The organism is Lentzea fradiae, from assembly GCF_900100955.1.
Classification (GTDB): Bacteria; Actinomycetota; Actinomycetes; order Mycobacteriales; family Pseudonocardiaceae; genus Lentzea; species Lentzea fradiae.
The window spans coordinates 61,154-77,429 of record NZ_FNCC01000015.1 but is presented as its reverse complement, the minus strand read 5'-3'; the positions used below and the strand labels follow the sequence as shown (position 1 = coordinate 77,429).

General features: G+C 71.3%; 16 protein-coding genes. 8 read left to right on the top strand and 8 right to left on the bottom strand.

What is annotated here, in order from left to right:
* Nucleotides 1-180: 180 nt before the first annotated feature.
* The 3 genes from BLT23_RS31250 (at nt 181) to BLT23_RS31240 (ending at nt 2,408) form a co-directional block, all read left to right on the top strand.
* A complete protein-coding gene (locus BLT23_RS31250; RefSeq protein ID WP_245744374.1) occupies nt 181-981 on the top strand; it encodes a helix-turn-helix domain-containing protein in 801 nt (266 codons plus the stop codon).
* Entirely contained in the window at nt 978-1,376 is a 399-nt protein-coding gene (locus BLT23_RS31245; RefSeq protein ID WP_090056108.1) for a VOC family protein, read from the top strand. The genes BLT23_RS31250 and BLT23_RS31245 overlap by 4 nt, the downstream gene beginning before the upstream one ends.
* 279 nt (nt 1,377-1,655) lie before the next feature.
* On the top strand, nt 1,656-2,408 hold the full coding sequence (locus BLT23_RS31240) for a methyltransferase domain-containing protein (RefSeq protein WP_090056105.1): 753 nt from the start codon (nt 1,656-1,658) through the stop codon (nt 2,406-2,408).
* 33 nt (nt 2,409-2,441) lie between these two features.
* On the opposite strand, the gene BLT23_RS31235 is transcribed toward BLT23_RS31240, so the two are convergent.
* The 5 genes from BLT23_RS31235 to BLT23_RS31215 are packed head-to-tail and all read right to left on the bottom strand — an operon-like array spanning nt 2,442 to nt 8,000.
* Nucleotides 2,442-2,705: a hypothetical protein gene (locus tag BLT23_RS31235; RefSeq protein WP_143036107.1), complete on the bottom strand. Its 264-nt coding sequence runs from the start codon at nt 2,703-2,705 to the stop codon at nt 2,442-2,444.
* Entirely contained in the window at nt 2,702-4,360 is a 1,659-nt protein-coding gene (locus tag BLT23_RS31230; RefSeq protein WP_090055686.1) for a DEAD/DEAH box helicase, read from the bottom strand. The genes BLT23_RS31235 and BLT23_RS31230 overlap by 4 nt, the downstream gene beginning before the upstream one ends.
* 57 nt (nt 4,361-4,417) lie before the next feature.
* Nucleotides 4,418-7,519 carry a phosphodiester glycosidase family protein gene (locus BLT23_RS31225; RefSeq protein ID WP_090055683.1) on the bottom strand — a complete coding sequence of 1,034 codons (3,102 nt, stop codon included), beginning with the start codon at nt 7,517-7,519 and terminating at the stop codon, nt 4,418-4,420.
* Nucleotides 7,520-7,554: 35 nt separating this feature from the next.
* Nucleotides 7,555-7,806, bottom strand: a complete 252-nt coding sequence (locus BLT23_RS31220) for a hypothetical protein (protein WP_090055676.1) — start codon at nt 7,804-7,806, stop codon at nt 7,555-7,557.
* Nucleotides 7,788-8,000, bottom strand: coding sequence for an HC3 family zinc finger protein (locus BLT23_RS31215; RefSeq protein ID WP_090055673.1), 213 nt, complete (start codon nt 7,998-8,000; stop codon nt 7,788-7,790). The genes BLT23_RS31220 and BLT23_RS31215 overlap by 19 nt, the downstream gene beginning before the upstream one ends.
* 121 nt (nt 8,001-8,121) lie before the next feature.
* Here BLT23_RS31215 and BLT23_RS31210 point away from each other — a divergent pair, with 121 nt between their 5' ends.
* Nucleotides 8,122-8,979 carry an ornithine cyclodeaminase family protein gene (locus BLT23_RS31210; RefSeq protein ID WP_090055670.1) on the top strand — a complete coding sequence of 286 codons (858 nt, stop codon included), beginning with the start codon at nt 8,122-8,124 and terminating at the stop codon, nt 8,977-8,979.
* Between the two features lie 87 nt (nt 8,980-9,066).
* Here the strand turns inward: BLT23_RS31210 and BLT23_RS31205 are convergent, their stop codons facing one another.
* The gene (locus tag BLT23_RS31205; protein ID WP_090055667.1) at nt 9,067-10,287 is read right to left on the bottom strand and encodes a glycoside hydrolase family 16 protein; all 1,221 of its coding nucleotides are present in this window, start codon (nt 10,285-10,287) and stop codon (nt 9,067-9,069) included.
* 247 nt (nt 10,288-10,534) lie between these two features.
* On the opposite strand from BLT23_RS31205, the gene BLT23_RS31200 reads away from it, so the two are divergent.
* Both BLT23_RS31200 and BLT23_RS31195 read left to right on the top strand, forming a co-directional pair.
* Entirely contained in the window at nt 10,535-11,098 is a 564-nt protein-coding gene (locus BLT23_RS31200) for a TetR/AcrR family transcriptional regulator (RefSeq protein WP_090055662.1), read from the top strand.
* Complete coding sequence (locus BLT23_RS31195; RefSeq protein WP_090055659.1) at nt 11,095-11,658, top strand: hypothetical protein; 564 nt, start codon at nt 11,095-11,097, stop codon at nt 11,656-11,658. The genes BLT23_RS31200 and BLT23_RS31195 overlap by 4 nt, the downstream gene beginning before the upstream one ends.
* A gap of 37 nt (nt 11,659-11,695) precedes the next feature.
* Here BLT23_RS31195 and BLT23_RS31190 read toward each other — a convergent pair whose 3' ends face one another.
* The gene (locus tag BLT23_RS31190) at nt 11,696-12,475 is read right to left on the bottom strand and encodes a helix-turn-helix transcriptional regulator (protein ID WP_218133944.1); all 780 of its coding nucleotides are present in this window, start codon (nt 12,473-12,475) and stop codon (nt 11,696-11,698) included.
* Nucleotides 12,476-12,550: 75 nt separating this feature from the next.
* On the opposite strand from BLT23_RS31190, the gene BLT23_RS31185 reads away from it, so the two are divergent.
* Both BLT23_RS31185 and BLT23_RS31180 read left to right on the top strand, forming a co-directional pair.
* Nucleotides 12,551-14,209 (top strand): AMP-binding protein, encoded by a 1,659-nt coding sequence (locus BLT23_RS31185; protein ID WP_090055656.1) that lies wholly within the window; start codon nt 12,551-12,553, stop codon nt 14,207-14,209.
* Nucleotides 14,210-14,255: 46 nt separating this feature from the next.
* On the top strand, nt 14,256-15,425 hold the full coding sequence (locus BLT23_RS31180) for a hypothetical protein (RefSeq protein ID WP_090055651.1): 1,170 nt from the start codon (nt 14,256-14,258) through the stop codon (nt 15,423-15,425).
* Here the strand turns inward: BLT23_RS31180 and BLT23_RS31175 are convergent.
* Nucleotides 15,403-16,266 (bottom strand): AraC family transcriptional regulator, encoded by an 864-nt coding sequence (locus tag BLT23_RS31175; RefSeq protein ID WP_245744372.1) that lies wholly within the window; start codon nt 16,264-16,266, stop codon nt 15,403-15,405. The genes BLT23_RS31180 and BLT23_RS31175 overlap by 23 nt on opposite strands.
* Nucleotides 16,267-16,276 lie beyond the last annotated feature (10 nt).

Sequence of the window (16,276 nt, the reverse complement as noted above, 5' to 3'; positions counted from 1 at the left end):
GTATCACCCAGCCAGCGGTCCCGCCTGCTCTGCGTGACGCGGCTTTGGTACGCGGGGGCCCCGCGTACCAACCACGCGAACGAAAGGGCCCCGCGTGCGAGCGGGGAAACACGAAAGGGAGTCGCGAGCGGGGAGGGGCGTTACGGACAGCAGTTCTGGAAGCATGTTTAGGCTGGGGGCGTGGACGTCGAGCACGTCGCCGGCTTGCCGCACCCGCGGCTCAGGCCGTTCGTGACGCGGTACTCCGGGTATCGGATGCGGACCGAACCCGGTGTCCACCGCGGCCTGCCGTCGCGGTCGCTCACCCTCGTCGTCACGCTGGACGGCACGGTCGACCTGCCGGACGGGCGGTTCGCCGCGCTGTGCGGCGGGCTGCACGACGAGGCCGTGCTCATCAGTCACGACGGGTTCCAGCACGGCGTCCAGTGCGACCTCACGCCGCTCGGGATGAGGGCGTTGTTCGGCGTGCCAGCCGGGGAGCTCTCGTGCACGACCGTCGGACTGGACGCGCTCGGCGTCCCCGACGTCGAGCTGCGCGAGCGTCTGCGGACAGCGGTGACGTGGGCGGACCGCTTCGCGTGCCTCGACGTCGTGCTGGGCGGGCTCGTCCGGCCGGTCCGGCAGCGGCCGGAGGTGGCGTGGGCGTGGCAGCGGCTCGCCACCGGGGCGCCGGTCGGGGAGATCGCCGCCGAGGTCGGGTGGAGCCGCCAGCACCTGAGCGCCCGGTTCGCCGCCGAGTACGGGCTGACGCCCAAGGTCGTGGCGAGGGTCATGCGGTTCGAGCGGGCCAACCGGATGCTGCGCGGCGAGCGCCGTCCCACGCTCACCGAGGTGGCCGCGGCCTGCGGCTACACCGACCAGGCGCACCTCAACCGCGACTGGCGCGCGTTGTGCGGCGCGACCCCGACCGAATGGATCGCGGCAGAGCTTCCATTCGTACAAGGCGGCGAGCACGGTCAGGGCGCACAGTGGCCGTCATGAACACACCCGCACCCACCTGTTGGCCGACACTGTCCTATCGGGACGCACCCGCCGCCGTCCGCTTCCTGGTGGAGGCGTTCGGCTTCACCGAGCACCTCGTCGTGCCCGGCGAGGCCGAGGGCGAGGTCGTGCACTGCGAGATGGTCTGGCCGGAAGGCGGCGGCGTCATGCTCGGGTCCACCGTGCGCTCGGCCGGTGAGGTCGGGGGGACCTCGCCGGGCGCCGCGTCGGTCTACGTGGTGACCGACCGCCCGGACGAGATCCACGCCAAGGCCCTCGCCCGCGGCGCCACGGAGATCCGCGGGCTGCGCGACGAGGACTACGGGTCGCGCGGCTTCACCGTCGCCGATCCCGAGGGCAACCGCTGGAGCTTCGGGACCTACCGCGGGGCGTGACGCAACCTCCGCGGACGTTGCCGAGTCCTCCCGGGTGGAGAGGTTCACACCCGGGGAGGACATGTGCGTCTGACAACGCCCGGTACGTCCAGGCGGCCAAACGGTCCTGCGCGCATACCGCCTCCGGGCGTAACCGCACGACCGGTCGGTCGTTGTACCACGGCGGCACCCGTTGCTCTCGTGCCGCGAGACGGATGAGGACGCGGCGTCTCGCGGCACCGGCCGGGTGCCGCCTTTTTCGGTGGCCCCGCACGGACCGCTGTGGTGCGATCCGTGCTCATGGGGACTTTCGAGGAACTGGTGGCGGAGGGGGCCGCGGTCCCGCTGGAGGGCTGGGACTTCTCCTGGTTCGAGGGCAGGGCCACCGAGGAACGGCCGCCGTGGGGCTACGCGTCGCTGGTCGCGGCCCGGCTCGCCGAGGTCGGCTCCGCCCTCGACCTGCAGACCGGCGGGGGAGAGGTGACGGCGTCGGCGCCGGTCCTGCCGCCGCTGATGGCCGCCACCGAGTCGTGGCCGCCGAACGCCGCGGTGGCGGCGAAGAACCTGCCGTTCGTCGTGCGGGCACCGGACGCCGGTCCGCTGCCGTTCCGGGCCTCGGCGTTCGACCTGGTGATCTCCCGGCATCCGGTCGTGACGCCGTGGCAGGAGGTCGCGCGGGTGCTCAAGCCCGGTGGAACCTACTTCTCGCAACAGATCGGCGAGGGCACGAACCGCGAGCTGACCGAGTTCATGATGGGACCACAGCCCCGTGGTGACGCCCGCGGCACCTCACGGGCGCGTGCGGAGGCCGAGGCCGCCGGGCTGGAGGTGCTGCGGCTGGAGCCCGTCTCGTTGCGGGTCGCCTTTTTCGACGTGGGTGCGGTCGTGCACTTCCTGCGGAAGGTGCTGTGGACGGTGCCGGGGTTCACGGTCGAGCGTTATCGCGACCGGCTTCTGGCCATGCACGAGCACATCCAGGCGCACGGCGAGTTCGCCTGCACGTCGGCGCGGTTCCTGGTGGAGGCGCGCAAACCGGCGAGGCCCTCCGCGTGATGATCGCGGAGGGCCTCGACCGTGCCGTACCTGTCAGACCTGCGGCCCGCGCTGGGCGAGCGCGATCTTGAAGCGCTCGACCTCCCACGGGTCGATCGTCATCAGCCAGCCCATGCGACGCAGCTCCTGCACCTCGTCGACGAGGTCCGTGGGCACCCAGCCGAGCTCGGCGGTGTACCGCTCCTGCACGGCGCGCCCGTCGGTGCCCGTGCCGATCCTCGCCACCTCCCGCGCGTCCTCCACGGACTCCTTGTCCTCGGAGAGCCAGGCGAAGTACTGGAACTTCACGGGGGTCAACGCGGCTGCCGTTCGCGGCGGATGGTGACGCGCTTGCCCTTGATCGTGGCGTCGCGCAGCTGCTCGATGACCTCGTTCGCGGCGGGGCCGGGCACCTCGACCAGGGAGAAGCGGTCGGCGATCTCGATCGCGCCGATGTCGCGGCCCTTCAGGCCGGTCTCGCCGGTGATCGCGCCGACGATGTCCTGCGGCCGGATGCCCGACGAACGGCCGGCGCCCAGGAACAGCCTCGTCATGCCCTCGGACGGGCCGCGGCGCTCGCGGCGCGGACCCGAGCTGCTCTCGCGGCGCGGCCTGTCCTCGCGCGGGCGGACCTCCGGGATCTCCTCCTCGTCCGCGGCGGCGCCGGACGCCTCGTGGGCGAGCTTCACGGCGGCCAGCGCGATGTCCATGACGTCGAACTCGTCGGCCAGGGTCTCGACGACGACGCGGAACCGCGACAGGTCGTCCTCCATCAGCGACTCGTGCAGCGACGACCGGGTCAGCTCCAGCTGCCGGGCGCGCAGGTCGGCGACCGTCGGCACCTTCTCCATCGGGATCTTGGTCTTGGTGACCCGCTCGATGGTCTTGAGCATCGAGTTCTCGCGCGGCTCGACCAGGGTGATCGCGACGCCCTCGCGGCCCGCCCTGCCGACCCGGCCGATGCGGTGCGTGTACGCCTCGGGCGCGGACGGCACGTTGTAGTTGACGACGTGCGTGAGCTGCTCGATGTCGAGGCCGCGGGCGGCGACGTCGGTCGCCACCAGCAGGTCGGCGGTGCCGCCGCGCAGGCGGGACATCACGCGGTCGCGCTGCTCCTGGCTGATGCCGCCGTGCAGCGACTCGGCGCGGTAGCCGCGGCCGTTGAGCGTCTCGGTGAGCTGGTCGACCTCGTCGCGCGTGCGGCAGAAGACGACGGCCGCGGTCGGCGACTCGACGTCCAGGACGCGGCCCAGCGCGGCCGGCTTGTGCTCGCGGCGCACCAGGTAGGCGGTCTGCCGGACGCGCGGCGCCTCGCCGGGCTCGGTCTTCTCGCGCTCGATCTGGATCAGCACGGGGTTGCGCAGGTGGCTCTTCGCCATGCGGTCGATGCGCGGCGGCATCGTGGCCGAGAACAGCACGGTCTGCCGTTCCGCCGGGGCCTCGCCGAGGATCGCGTCGATGTCCTCCGCGAAGCCCATGTCGAGCATCTCGTCGGCCTCGTCGAGCACGACGACCTGCAGGTCGCTCAGCTGCAGCGTGCCGCGCTGAAGGTGGTCGATGGCGCGGCCGGGCGTCGCCACCACCACGTCGACGCCGCGGGACAGCTCGCGCAGCTGTCGCCCGATCGGCTGGCCGCCGTAGATCGGGAGCACGCGTGCTCCCATGTGGCGGCCGTAGCGGTGCACCGCCTCGGAGACCTGCACCGCCAGTTCACGGGTGGGCGCCAGCACGAGCGCGAGGGGCTTCTCGCCCTTGCCGATGCGGTCGGCGACGCGTTCGAGCAGCGGCAGCGCGAACGCCGCCGTCTTGCCGGTGCCCGTGGCGGCCTGCCCGAGCAGGTCGCTGCCCGCGAGCAGGGGCGGGATCGCTTCACTCTGGATCGGCGTCGGCTCCTCGTAGCCCAGCGTGGTGAGTGCGTTGAGGATGTCGGGCCGCAGCCCCAGGTCGGCGAAACCGTTGTCGGCGGAGGTCATGACCCCTATCTTCCCCCACCGCCTCACATCGCACTCACCCAGACCGGCCCACGCGGCCTAACGCGGGCCGATCCGCACCTCGGCGGTGCCGCGCACCCCGTTCACGGTGGCGGACAGGGTGACCTGACCAGGCCGGACTCCGATGAGGACACCCGAGTCGTGGTCGAACCGCGCCACGTGCCACGGCCGCAGCCCCGACGGGTCACCGATGTGCAGGCCGCGTGACCCTTGCCACACCACGTGTATCGGGTACCGCACCGGAACCGTCCGCGTTCCCTGTTTCACCGTGGCCGCAACCGTTTCCCGCGCGCCGGGGCTCAGCTGCGCGGGCGCGTGCACCTGGAGCGCGTCCACGTGGGGCCGCACCTCGGCGCTCACCGTCCCGGCATCGACGCCGAAGAGCGTCCAGCCGGTGAACCCGTCCGGGTCGGCGGGTGCCTTGCCGGAGTTGCCGTTGACGACGTGCGGCACACCGTCCACTGTGGACGCGTGGAAGCCGCCGGCGTGGCCGCCGACGAACGTCGTGGGCCCGTCCCGTTCGGACAGCAGGCGGTACAGGTAGGCGGCTTCCAGCCGGTCGGACAGCTGGCTCGTGCGCGCGGGTGTCGGGTCGTCGAGCGGGTGGTGCATCAGCACGACGGCTTGGCCCTTCGTGGTCCGCAACGCCGTGCGCAGCATCTCCACCTGGCCGAGGCCGCCGCCGCGCAGCGTCCCGGTCGACGAGTCGAGCAGCACGAACCGGGTGCCCCTGTGGTCGAACGTGCGGTGGGTGACGCCGAACTCGCGGCGGAAGTTCTCGATCGTCCCCGGTCCCATGATCTCGTGGTTGCCCGGCACGTAGTACCAGGGAAAGCCGCCCAGCTCCTCGTCGAGGACCCGGTGCGCCAGCGCGAGGTCCGCGGGGGACGCCTCGTCGACCAGGTCGCCGTTGACCACGACGAACTCGGCCCCGGACGCCCTGATCTCGCGCAGCGTCCTGCGCGCGGACCGCACCAGGTCGCTGTCGGGGTCGCGGGCGACGAACTGCGCGTCGGACATGACGGCGAACGTCCAGCCCCGCGCCGGGCCGATCACGTCCGCCTCCGGGACCGGTGCCGGGGGCAGGGCGACCGCGGGCGGCACGTGCGCGGTGACGTCGTCGACGACGAGCTCACCGGTGTAGGAGCGGTCCGCCTTGGTCTCGATCGCGGTGAACCTGGTGACCTGGACGGGGAACTCCAGCTCCGGTGGCACCGGCACCTCGATCCGCTGCCAGCCCTCCCAGGTGACGTACGGGCCGTAGAGCGCCCGCGACCGGCCTGCCGCGTCCACGACGGTGAACGCGGTCCACTCACCCCGGCCGCCGCCGAGGACCCAGGCGGCGAGCGACAGGGGTTGCCCGCCGACCTGGATCGGCTCCGGCGGCACGGCGTACGCGGTCCGGGTCCCGGTCGAGCGGGTGAAGTCGTAGCCCAGCCGCAGCCCCTGCCCGGTGTGCCCGGCGGGCTCCGGTGCGACCGACCCGGTCGCCCTCGCCGAGCCGAAGGTCCACTGTGGAGCGTTGTCGAACGTGGCGAGCGGGACCTCCTCGGCGCCGACGGTGACCGCGAGCCGGGTCTCCTTCCCGCCGGCCAGCACCGTGACCGTGGTGGCACCCGGCTTGAGGGCCTGGACCTGGAGATCCGGGGTGACGTGGACGACCTCGCGGTCGTAGCGGAGGTCGAGGTCGGCGCGTTCGAGCGGGGCGCCGAACCCCCTGGCGTCGAAGCCGTTGACGCGCAACGGCTTCGACTCGCCCTCGCGGAGCGCGATCCGCGGCTCGGCGGGGGCCAGCCTCGCCAGCTCGCCCAGCACGGTGAGCTCGGCGGTCCTCGACGTGCCGCCGCTCGACGCGGTGAACGACGCCGGTCCCGGGCGTGACCCGGCGTGGAAGGTGTCGCCGATCGCCCAGCCGCCGGTCGCGCGGCTGAGGTGGCCGCCGGACGCCGGGCCGTACGTCTCGTCGTGGGCGCGGACGGTCATCCTCCTGGTCATGCCGGGAAAGACGCGGTCGCTGACCGTGCGGACGTCGAACCCGGTGAGGCGGCCGGAACCGGCGGGCGCGTACAGCGCGAGCCCGTTCGCGACGGGGCGCTCCACGCCGTCGGAGGGCGTGTTGACGGTCCTGAGCTTCGTGGTGCCGGGTTCGCGGGCGAGCATCGTCGACGAGCCGCCGCCGTCGAGGTTGAGGGCGTTGTGGGCGCCGAGCTCGATCATCGCGTCGGCGAGGTCGCGGAGGTCCAGGCCCGGCAGGTGCTCACCCTGCCGTCCGTCGACGGTCAGCAGGAACATCCTCTTGCCGTCCCGGGAGAACCCGACCGCGGTGCGCGGGTGCACCGCGTCGTCCGGTGCGACGTTCCTGCCGTCGTCGACCAGCAGCTGCCGACCGCCGATGGCCGTCCTGGGGGTGCTGCCGTCGCTGGTGCGGTTGCGGTAGGTGACGTCGACCCGGTCGCCGGGTTTGAGCGCTTTGAGCACGTCCGCGCCCTTCTCACGGCCGACGAGCGCGTACCCGCCGATGGGTTTGTCGCCTGGCGTCGTCACCTCCTGGACGACGTCGTCCACGACGAGCACCTCCGCTGTGTTGGTGGCGCCCTGAGTCGCGCGCGCTCGGCTGTACGTGCCCCACAACGGGTTGAAGACTCCGATGCCGTCCACGTCGATGCGCGCGCTGTTGAGCTGTGTCAGCTCGTGCGTCCCGTTGAGCGTGCCCTCGAAGAACGTCTCCATGACGCTGCCGACGCCCGCCGCGTCGATGCCCGCCGCGCGTCCGTGCCCCGACTTGCGCAGGACGCCGTCCTGGATTCCGACGCCTTCGGGCGCGTTGCTGTTGCCGATGTCGAAGAAGTCGCCGTTGACCACCGCGACGGCCCTGGTGGCCTGGGAGGACAGCGGAGCGGCCCGCGCGACCTCGCCCGGGTCGACGTACCCGGCCTGGGCCAGGGTGAGGTCGACCGCGAGCGCGTCGCCGCGGATCCAGCTGTCCTCCTCGTACCAGTCGAACGAGCTGAGCGTGACGCCGGGCGCGACCGGCTGCTCGGTCCGCTCCGTCTCGATGCGCCGGGTGATGTCCGCGCGAGCGGGAGGAACGGGAGTCAGCAGGGCGGCGGCGAGGATCACCGCGAGTGCACGTCTCGTCACACCGCGGAACCTAGCCCCGGCCGGTGAAGATCCGCCTAACGAGCGGGCGGCTGCTCCACCGACGTGAGCACGTCGGCCTCGTCCAGGTACAACCGGCCGAGGCCGAGGAGCAACGTGCCCAGCTCGCGGTAGTGCGCGGCCCGTTCCGGATCGGGGACGAGACCGCACGTGCGCAACAGGTTCTGCGCGAGCAGTTCACCGAACTGGGGACAGGTCTTCACCACCTCGCGTGACAGCCGTTGCAGGGAGAAGCGGAGGAGGTCCTCCGTCAGGACTTCCGTGGCCATGGCAGGATCCCCTCGCTCTCGCGCCAGATGCCGTCGCACGCCCGGCAGGTCGGCCACACGATCTTGTCCCGCCACAGGCTGAGCTGGTGGGGTTCGAACGGGTGGCCGCACAACGTCTCGAGGAGCTGTCCTCCGGCCGGCTCGTCGCGGATGGCGTGACGCTGCCCCTCGTGGGGCGTCCAACGAAACTTCACGGTTCTGATGGTGTGGCTTGGAGTTCGTCCATTCCATCGGTGGCCGATCGTTGTGCCACCGGAACGGGGGAGGTCAGCCGTGGTGCGCCGGGAATTTCACCCGGTCGTTACCATCCGAACCATGACCATGCCCGCAGCGATCGCTGCCGTCAGGGAGGCGTTCGCCGGGCTGACGGCGGGTGAGTTCGACCTGCCGCCGCGGCACGCCTTCGGCGACAGCCGGTCCCTCGTCATGGCGGTGCACCACCGGCCGACCGCGTCGACGGCCGTGAAGGTGGTCAGCATCGAACTCGAGCGGGACCCGGTCATCACCGGCACGCTCGTCTACTCGCACCCGGGAGGCCAGTTCGTCACGGACGCGGTGCCGCTCACCACGCTGCGGACCGGTGCGGTCGTCGGCGTGGCGACGGACCTGCTGGCCGAGGAGGACGCGTCGCACCTCGCGCTGCTGGGTGCCGGGGCGCAGGCGGCGGACCAGGTCCGGGCGGTGCACGCGGTGCGGCCGTTGAAGAAGCTCGTCGTGTTCAACCGCAACCCCGGCAAGGCGGAGGCGTTGCTGGAGGGGCTGCGCGACGAGCTGCCGGACACGGTGATGGACGTCGCGAGCGGCGCGGAGGATGCCGTCGACAGCGCCGACGTCGTGTGCTGCGCGACGGCGTCGACGGTGCCGTTGTTCTCGTGCGACGCGCTGAAGGAACGGGTGCACGTCAACGCGATCGGGTCGTACCGGCCGGTGATGCGGGAGCTGCCGCAGGAGCTGCTGGCGACCGCCGAGGTCGTCGTGGTGGACCAGGTCGAGGCGGCGCTGAGCGAGGCGGGGGAGATCATCCGGGCGGTGCGGTCGGGCGTGCTGCGGCTGGAGGCGCTCGTCGAGCTCGGCGCGGCGCTGGGGAACCCGCCGTTGCGGCAGGGGCGGACGGTGTTCAAGTCGGTCGGCGTCGCGGTGCAGGACTGGGCCGTGGCCCGGCTGCTCGCCTGAGACGACGATGGACGCGAACCCGGGAGGTTCGCGTCCATCGAGGTGGTGCTCCCCGTCAGACCGTGGCCGGCCCGACGGGGAGAGACATCAGACCGTCCACTTCTGACTGGAGACGCCGAGGCACTCCCAGATGTGGGTCTTCGTTCCGTCGTTGGCGGAGCCGCCCACCGTGTCCAGGCACTTGTTGGCCTGGGGGTTGACTATGTCCTTGGCTCCGGTGACGACCCATTGCTGCGCACCCGTCCCGTTGCAGTCCCACAGCTGGACCACTGTCCCGTTCGAGGTGCCGCTGCCGCTCACGTCGAGGCACTTGCCCAGTGCGCGGATCGTGCCGTCGCCGGGACGGCTCCACTTCTGGGCCGTGTTGCCGTTGCAGCCGACGACCTGGACCGGCGTGCCGTTGGCGGTGTTCGCCCACGCCACGTCGAGGCACTTGCCGCCGATGCCGCGGATCTCCGAACCACCGCCGCCGGACGGCGTGTCGTTGGAGACGCGGACCCAGTCGATCACGAGCTGCTGCGGGAACGTCGTGCTGCCGTCGGGGTAGCCGGGCCACTCGCCACCGACCGCGAGGTTGATGACGATGAAGAACGGCTTGTTGAAGACCCACTGGCGGCCACCGAGGTCGGCCTCCGTCTTGCGGCCGTAGACCTGGCCGTCGACGGACCAGACGATCTCGCCGGGTCGCCAGTCGACGGCGAAGGTGTGGAAGCCGTCGGCGAAGTTCGGGCCGTTGTACTGGTGGGACAGGCCACCGCCGCCGCTGTAGCCGGGGCCGTGGATGGTGCCGTACACGGTGTTCGTCTGGTGTCCCAGGAACTCCATGATGTCGATCTCACCGGAGCCCGGCCACGGGTTCCCGGTGTTGATGTCGGCACCGAGCATCCAGAACGCGGGCCAGATCCCCTGGCCGCGCGGCATCTTCATGCGCGCTTCGAACCGGCCGTAGGTCTGGGTGAACTTGCCCGCGGTGTTGATGCGGGCGGAGGTGTACTGGCACCGCCCGTACCAGCACTGGTAGTTGCCGGGGTTCTCGCGCTTGGCGGTGATGACCAGGTTGCCCTGGCCGTCGTGCGCCGCGTTCGAGGTACCCGACTGGTACCACTGGTGTTCCTTGTTGTTGCCGTTGTTGTTGCCCACTTCCATTTGCCACTTGCTGCCGTCGACACCGGTGCCGGCGGGAGCGTTGAACTCGTCGGCCCAGGTCACCGCCGCGTTGGCAGGGGGAGCTTGGCTGGTGGTGGCAACGGTGATCCCCGCGGCCACCATGACGGCGGCGGCGAGGCCCGTCCCGATGCGTCGAAGCATCGAACCGACCTTTCCGGGTGTTTAGTTGTTGCGCCCAGTGGTTCAGAAGTGTTGCCACGCCGTGACCCCCGGTCAACGTGTAAACCTTTTCATCTTTTTGGCGTATGAGAGCGCTCTCAAGGAATCCAGCTCCTGACCAGCGAGTTCGGGGCGTCTCAACTCGTCGATGACAGCGCTGGGGTGTGCCACAGGTTCAGACCACTTCGTCGGCTTGACGAGAGAAGCTAATGGCATTAGCTTCACAGCTATGGTTGCTCGAAACCGTCTCACTCCCGCCAAGGTCGTGGACGCCGCACTGGACCTGGTCGACGAACACGGCGTCGAAGGGCTCACGCTCGCCGCCGTCGCCACCCGGACCGGTGTCGCCGCGCCCTCGCTCTACAAGCACGTCGCGAGCCTCGCCGAGCTGCGGGCGCACGTCGGCGTGCGGGTGCTGGAGAACATGACCGAGTGGTTCACCGACGCGGTGCTGGGACTGTCCGGCGACGAGGCCGTCACGGCGCTGATGCACGCCTACCGCGCGTACGTCGTGCGGCACCCGAAGCGCTACTCGGCCGTTCCGGTGGACCCGCTGCACGACGAGATCCAGGGCGCCGCGGGCAGGAAGCTCATGGAGGTCATGTTCGCGACGTTGCGCGGCTACGGACTGGAGGGCTCGGAGGCCGTCCACGCCACGCGACGACTGCGGGTGATCGTGCACGGCTTCGCGTCCATCGAGGCGGAGGGCGGCTTCGGGCTGCCGGAGGGCCTCGACGACACCTACGACCAGCTCATCCGGATGTATCTCGACGATCTCAGGGGGAAGTCATGAAGTGGACGCTCACCGCCGCCGGCCTGCTGTTCCTGCTCTACCCGCTGCTGCGGCCGTGGGAGGACGAGACAACCGCCCAGGGCGCCGCGGCCGCGATGGGGTCGCAGGCGTGGGTCCTCTCGCACCTCTTCGCCATGATCGGCTTCATCCTGGTGCCGATCGCGCTGCTGGAGGTCCACCGCACCGCCGCGGTCACGTTCTGGGTCGGCGCCGGGCTCACGCTGCCCTACTACGGCGCGGAGGACTTCGCGCTGCACGAGCTCGCCACCCAGCCGAACGTCCTCGAACTGGCCGAGGCGGTCCGCTACAACCCGTTCGCCATCACGACCTTCGGCGCCGGGCTCGTGACGATGGGAGTCGCCGCGGTGCTCGTCGCGCTGAAGCTGCGGACCGCGCCCGCGGTCCTGTTCGCGGCGGGGTTCGCGTTGTTCCTGCCGCAGTTCTTCACCCCGCCCGCCGTCCGGATCGTGCACGGTGTGCTGGTGCTCGTCGGCTGCGTGTGGCTGGCCTGGGCCTCGTCGCGGCGTGCGGCGGAAGAGCCGCAGCTCGTGGCCGCCTGACCGCTGAACCCCACCGGCGAGAGTCGCGCAGGGACGGTCAGAGCGCTCCCGTCGACCTCGCCGCGTGGACAGCGGCGGTCCTGTTGTGCACCCCGAGCTTGCGCATTGCGCCGCGCAGGTACGCCTTGACGGTCTCGGCGCTCAACCCGAGCTCGGCGGCGATCTCCCGGTTCGACGCGCCGACCGCGGCCAGCCGCAGCGTGTCGAGCTCCCGCGGCGTCAGTCCGGTGGGGACCGCCACCGGTGCCTCGCCGCCCAGGTCGCGGTGCACCTTGCGGAGGCGCTCGCGCAACACCGGGTCGCGGACGAGCTTGGCCACCTCGGAAAGCTCCCTGAGGGCGGCCTGAGTGTGCAAAGAAGGCATGTCCAGGTCCCCCGCGAAGCCCTGTGCGATGGCGGCGGCCGTCCTGATCGACCGGTCACCGACGGTCGTCTGTCCGCGCACGGCCCCGTAGAGCACGCCGCACACCGCGCCGCGCACCGTCACCGGATAGGCGAACACCGAGGTCAGGCGTTCGTCCACGACCACCATCTGGTCGAACTCGTGGGTGATCGCACGGGTGGACGCGTAGTCGTTCACGCGCACCGCCGTGCCCATCGCGATGGCCGTTCCACCCAGGCCGCGGCCCGCGGCGATGCGCAGCCCGTTCAGCGAGTTACCGGCCGTGCCGAAGAAGTTGCTCAGCACCAGACCCCGGCCGGGCGAGACGGCGCCGCCGAACACGACGGGCAACCCGGTGGCACGGCGGAGCATGTCCAGGCGTTGCGGAAGCAGCGCCAGGAATCGTTCTGGCAGCACCTTCGCAGTCTCGCTCACGTCAGCACCCTCGAAAAGGGGTACACCCCCGTCCGGGGGTATACCGGGGGACGTCATCCTCCTCACTCTCTGGGAATGTCCAGTCACGACACCTACCGCGCGGCGCGCGACCTGATGCTCGCCGACCCGGAGAACTTCAGCTGGCCGAACTTCGGCGGCGACGGCTTCAACTGGGCCCACGACTGGTTCGACGTCATCGCCGGGGGCAACGAGACCACGGCGCTGCACCTCGTCGAGGAGGACGGGTCGGAGCGCGCCTACACGTTCGACGAGATGCGCCGCCGGTCGAACCGGGTGGCGTACTGGCTCGCCGCGCACGGCGTCGGCAAGGGCGACAGCGTGATGATCATGCTGGGCAACCAGGTCGAGCTGTGGGAGTCGATGCTCGCCGTGATGAAGCTCGGCGCGGTCATCATGCCGACCACGACCGCGCTCGGCCCCAACGACCTCGTGGACCGGCTGGAGCGCGGGGCGGTGGGGCACGTCATCGCGGGCGTGCGGGAGGCGGGCAAGTTCGCGGAAGGGCCGGTGCGCATCGCCGTCGGCGGCACGGCGCAGGGCTGGCTCGACTACACCGACTCCGAGCAGGCGCCGGACGACCCGCTGCCGCACCCGGAGACGAAGGCGGACGACCGGCTGCTGCTCTACTTCACCTCCGGCACCACCAGCCGGCCGAAGCTCGTCGAGCACACCCAGGTGTCCTACCCGGCCGGTCACCTCACCACCATGCGCTGGATCGGCCTGCGGCCCGGCGACGTGCACCTCAACATCAGCTCGCCCGGCTGGGCCAAGCACGCCTGGAGCTGCTTCTTCGCGCCGTGGATCGCCGAAGCGACGATCTTCGTCCACAACTACACCCGGTTCGACGCCGCCGCGCTGCTGCGCCAGCTCAGGGACAAGGGCGTCACGACGTTCTGCGCGCCCCCGACCGTCTGGCGGATGCTGATCAAGGCCGACCTGAGCGGCGGGCCGGGGTCGTTGCGCGAGGTCGTGGCGGCGGGGGAGCCGCTCAACCCGGAGGTCGTCGAGCAGGTCCGGCAGCAGTGGGGCCTCACGCTGCGGGACGGGTTCGGGCAGACCGAGACCACGCTGTCGGTCGGGAACGTGCCGGGCGCGCAGGTGAAGCTCGGCTCGATGGGGACGCCGCTGCCGGGGGTGCCCGTCGTGCTGGTCGACCCGGTCACCGGCGAGCCGGCCGAGGAGGGCGAGATCTGCGTCGACCTGGCCCGGCGGCCGATGTCGCTCATGGTCGGCTACTTCGGCGACGAGGAGCGCAACGCCGAGGCGATGGCCGGCGGCTACTACCACACGGGCGACATCGCGAGCCGCGACGAGGACGGCTACCTGTTCTACATCGGGCGGACCGACGACGTGTTCAAGGCGTCGGACTACAAGATCTCGCCGTTCGAGCTGGAGAGCGTGCTGATCGAGCACCCGGCCGTCACGGAGGCCGCGGTCGTCCCGTCACCGGACCCGCTGCGGCTCGCGGTGCCGAAGGCGTACGTGGCGCTGAGCGCGGGCTGGGAGCCGGACCGCGACACCGCGCTCGCGATCCTGCGGCACGCCCGCGAGAACCTGGCGCCGTTCCAGCGGATCCGCCGCCTGGAGTTCTACGAGCTGCCCAAGACGGTCTCCGGCAAGATCCGGCGCGTCGACCTGCGCGCACGGGAGCAGGAGACCGCCGAACGGGCGCTGGAGTGGCGCGACGACCAGTTCCCCGAGCTGCGCGGCTGACCGGTGCCACGCCGGGGGACCCCGCCCGTGCGGCATGATCCGCGGCATGGGTTCCTCGGCACTGGTGCGGCGGACCGAGCAGTGGTTCGTCCGGCAGGGGGCGCCGACGATGATCGAGGGCTACGGCTTCCGGTCCCACGTGCTGCCGCGGATGATGCCCGCGCTCGCGTTCGTCGCCGTGGGCAGCCTGGCGTGGCTGGTGCTGCAGCAGTCGTCGGGGCTGTCGCGGTGGGTGCTGCTCGGCCTGGTCGTGGCGGTGGTGGCGGCCGCCTGGGTGCTGCTCTCGGTGTTCGGGCGGCGCATGCCGGTCTTCTCGCCGCGCACGACCGCGCTCGTCCTGGTCGCCTACGCGGCGATGCCGGTCATCACGCCGACGGTGCAGTACCTCATCGACAGCAAGGTCACCGCTCCGGCCAGTGGCGAGCAGCCCGCCTCGGTGTGGGGCGCGCTGGTGCTGTTCGTGCTGTTCTTCGGGCTCGCGTTCATGGCGACGACGCTGGCCACCACCTACGGGCTGGGGGCGTTGCTGCGCGCGGCCGTCCGGCACGTGATCGCGGACCTGCGCAACAGCCTGCACCTGCTCGGCAGGGCCTTGCCGCCGATGCTGTTCGTGACGCTGTTCCTGTTCTTCACCGGCGAGCTGTGGCAGGCGATGAACCAGCTGCGGTGGCCGCGGGTGAGCCTCGTGGTGCTGCTGTTCGCCTCGATCACGGTGCTGGCCGCGGCGGCCCGGCTGCGCGAGGAGATCGGCAGGGTCGAGCAGGACCTGCGGCCGGAGGTGCTCGAACGCGCCTGCGCGGGCACGCCGCTGGCCGGGGTGGACGTGCCGGAGGCGCTGACCGCCGGGCGGCTGAACGGCAGGCAGCTGCGCAACCTGCTGGTGATGCTCGCGACCAGGCAGCTCGTGCAGGCCGCGGTGGTCGGGCTCGGGCTGTTCGCGTTCTTCGTGGTGCTCGGCCTGATCGTCGTCACGCCCGCCATCGCCGAGCAGTGGATCGGGGCACCGGCGCAGATGTCGCTGGTGCCCGGCGTGCCGTCGGCGATGCTGCGCAACGCCACGCTGTTCGCCGCGTTCGGCAGCATGTACTTCTCGGTCATCTCGATGAGCGACGCCGAGCACCGGCACCGGTTCTTCGCGCCCGTGCTGGAGAAGGTCGAGCGCACCCTGGAGGTGCGCGCGGTCTACCTGCACGTCAGATCGCGGGTTCCAGCCTGACGGCGGCGTCCCTGCTCGGCGAGGTGCCGAACTGGCGCCGGTACTCGCGGCTGAACTGCGACGGGCTCTCGTAGCCGACGCGGTGGCTGACGCTGGTCACGTCCCTCGTGGTGGCCAGCAGCAACCGCGCCTCCTGCAACCGGATCTGCTTCTGGAACTGGATCGGCGTCATCGCCGTGACGGCCTGGAAGTTGCGGTAGAACGCCGACTCGCTCATGCCGGCGATCCGCGCGACGTTCCCGACCTTGAACGACTCGGCGAAGTTGTCCCTGATCCACCTCACCGCCCTGGCGATGTGGCTGAGGCTGCTGTCCCGGACGCCGAGCTGGCGGACGACGGCGCCCTGGGGGCCCGTCATCACCCGCCAGAGGATCTCCTGCTTGACCAGCGGCGCGAGCACGCGGGCGTCGCGCGGCCGGTCGAGCAGGCGGGCCAGCCTGGTCACGGCGTCGGTCAGCTCCGGGGTGGCGTCGCTGACCGCGAGACCCTCCGGGGTGCCCGTCTCCTTCGGCTGGCCGGCGCTCAGCAGCAGCTCGGCGATCTGCTCCGGGCGCAGGACGAGGCCGATGCCGAGCGCGGGCTCGCCGGGGCGGATGCCGATCCAGGTGCCGGTGATCGGCATGTCGACCGAGGCGACCAGGTACTGGCCCGCCCGGTAGTCGTGGATGCGGTCGCCCAGCGCGATGCGTTTGCGGCCCTGGGCGACGAACGCGAGGATCGTGCCGGTCATCGACCACTCCTGCGTGCCGCCCGCGGTGATCCTGGAGACGACGACGTCGGGGATCGGCGTGGCCGGGCCGGAGCCGGCGTGTTTGGAGATCAGCGCGCGCAGTTCGTCCACCCCGCCGATG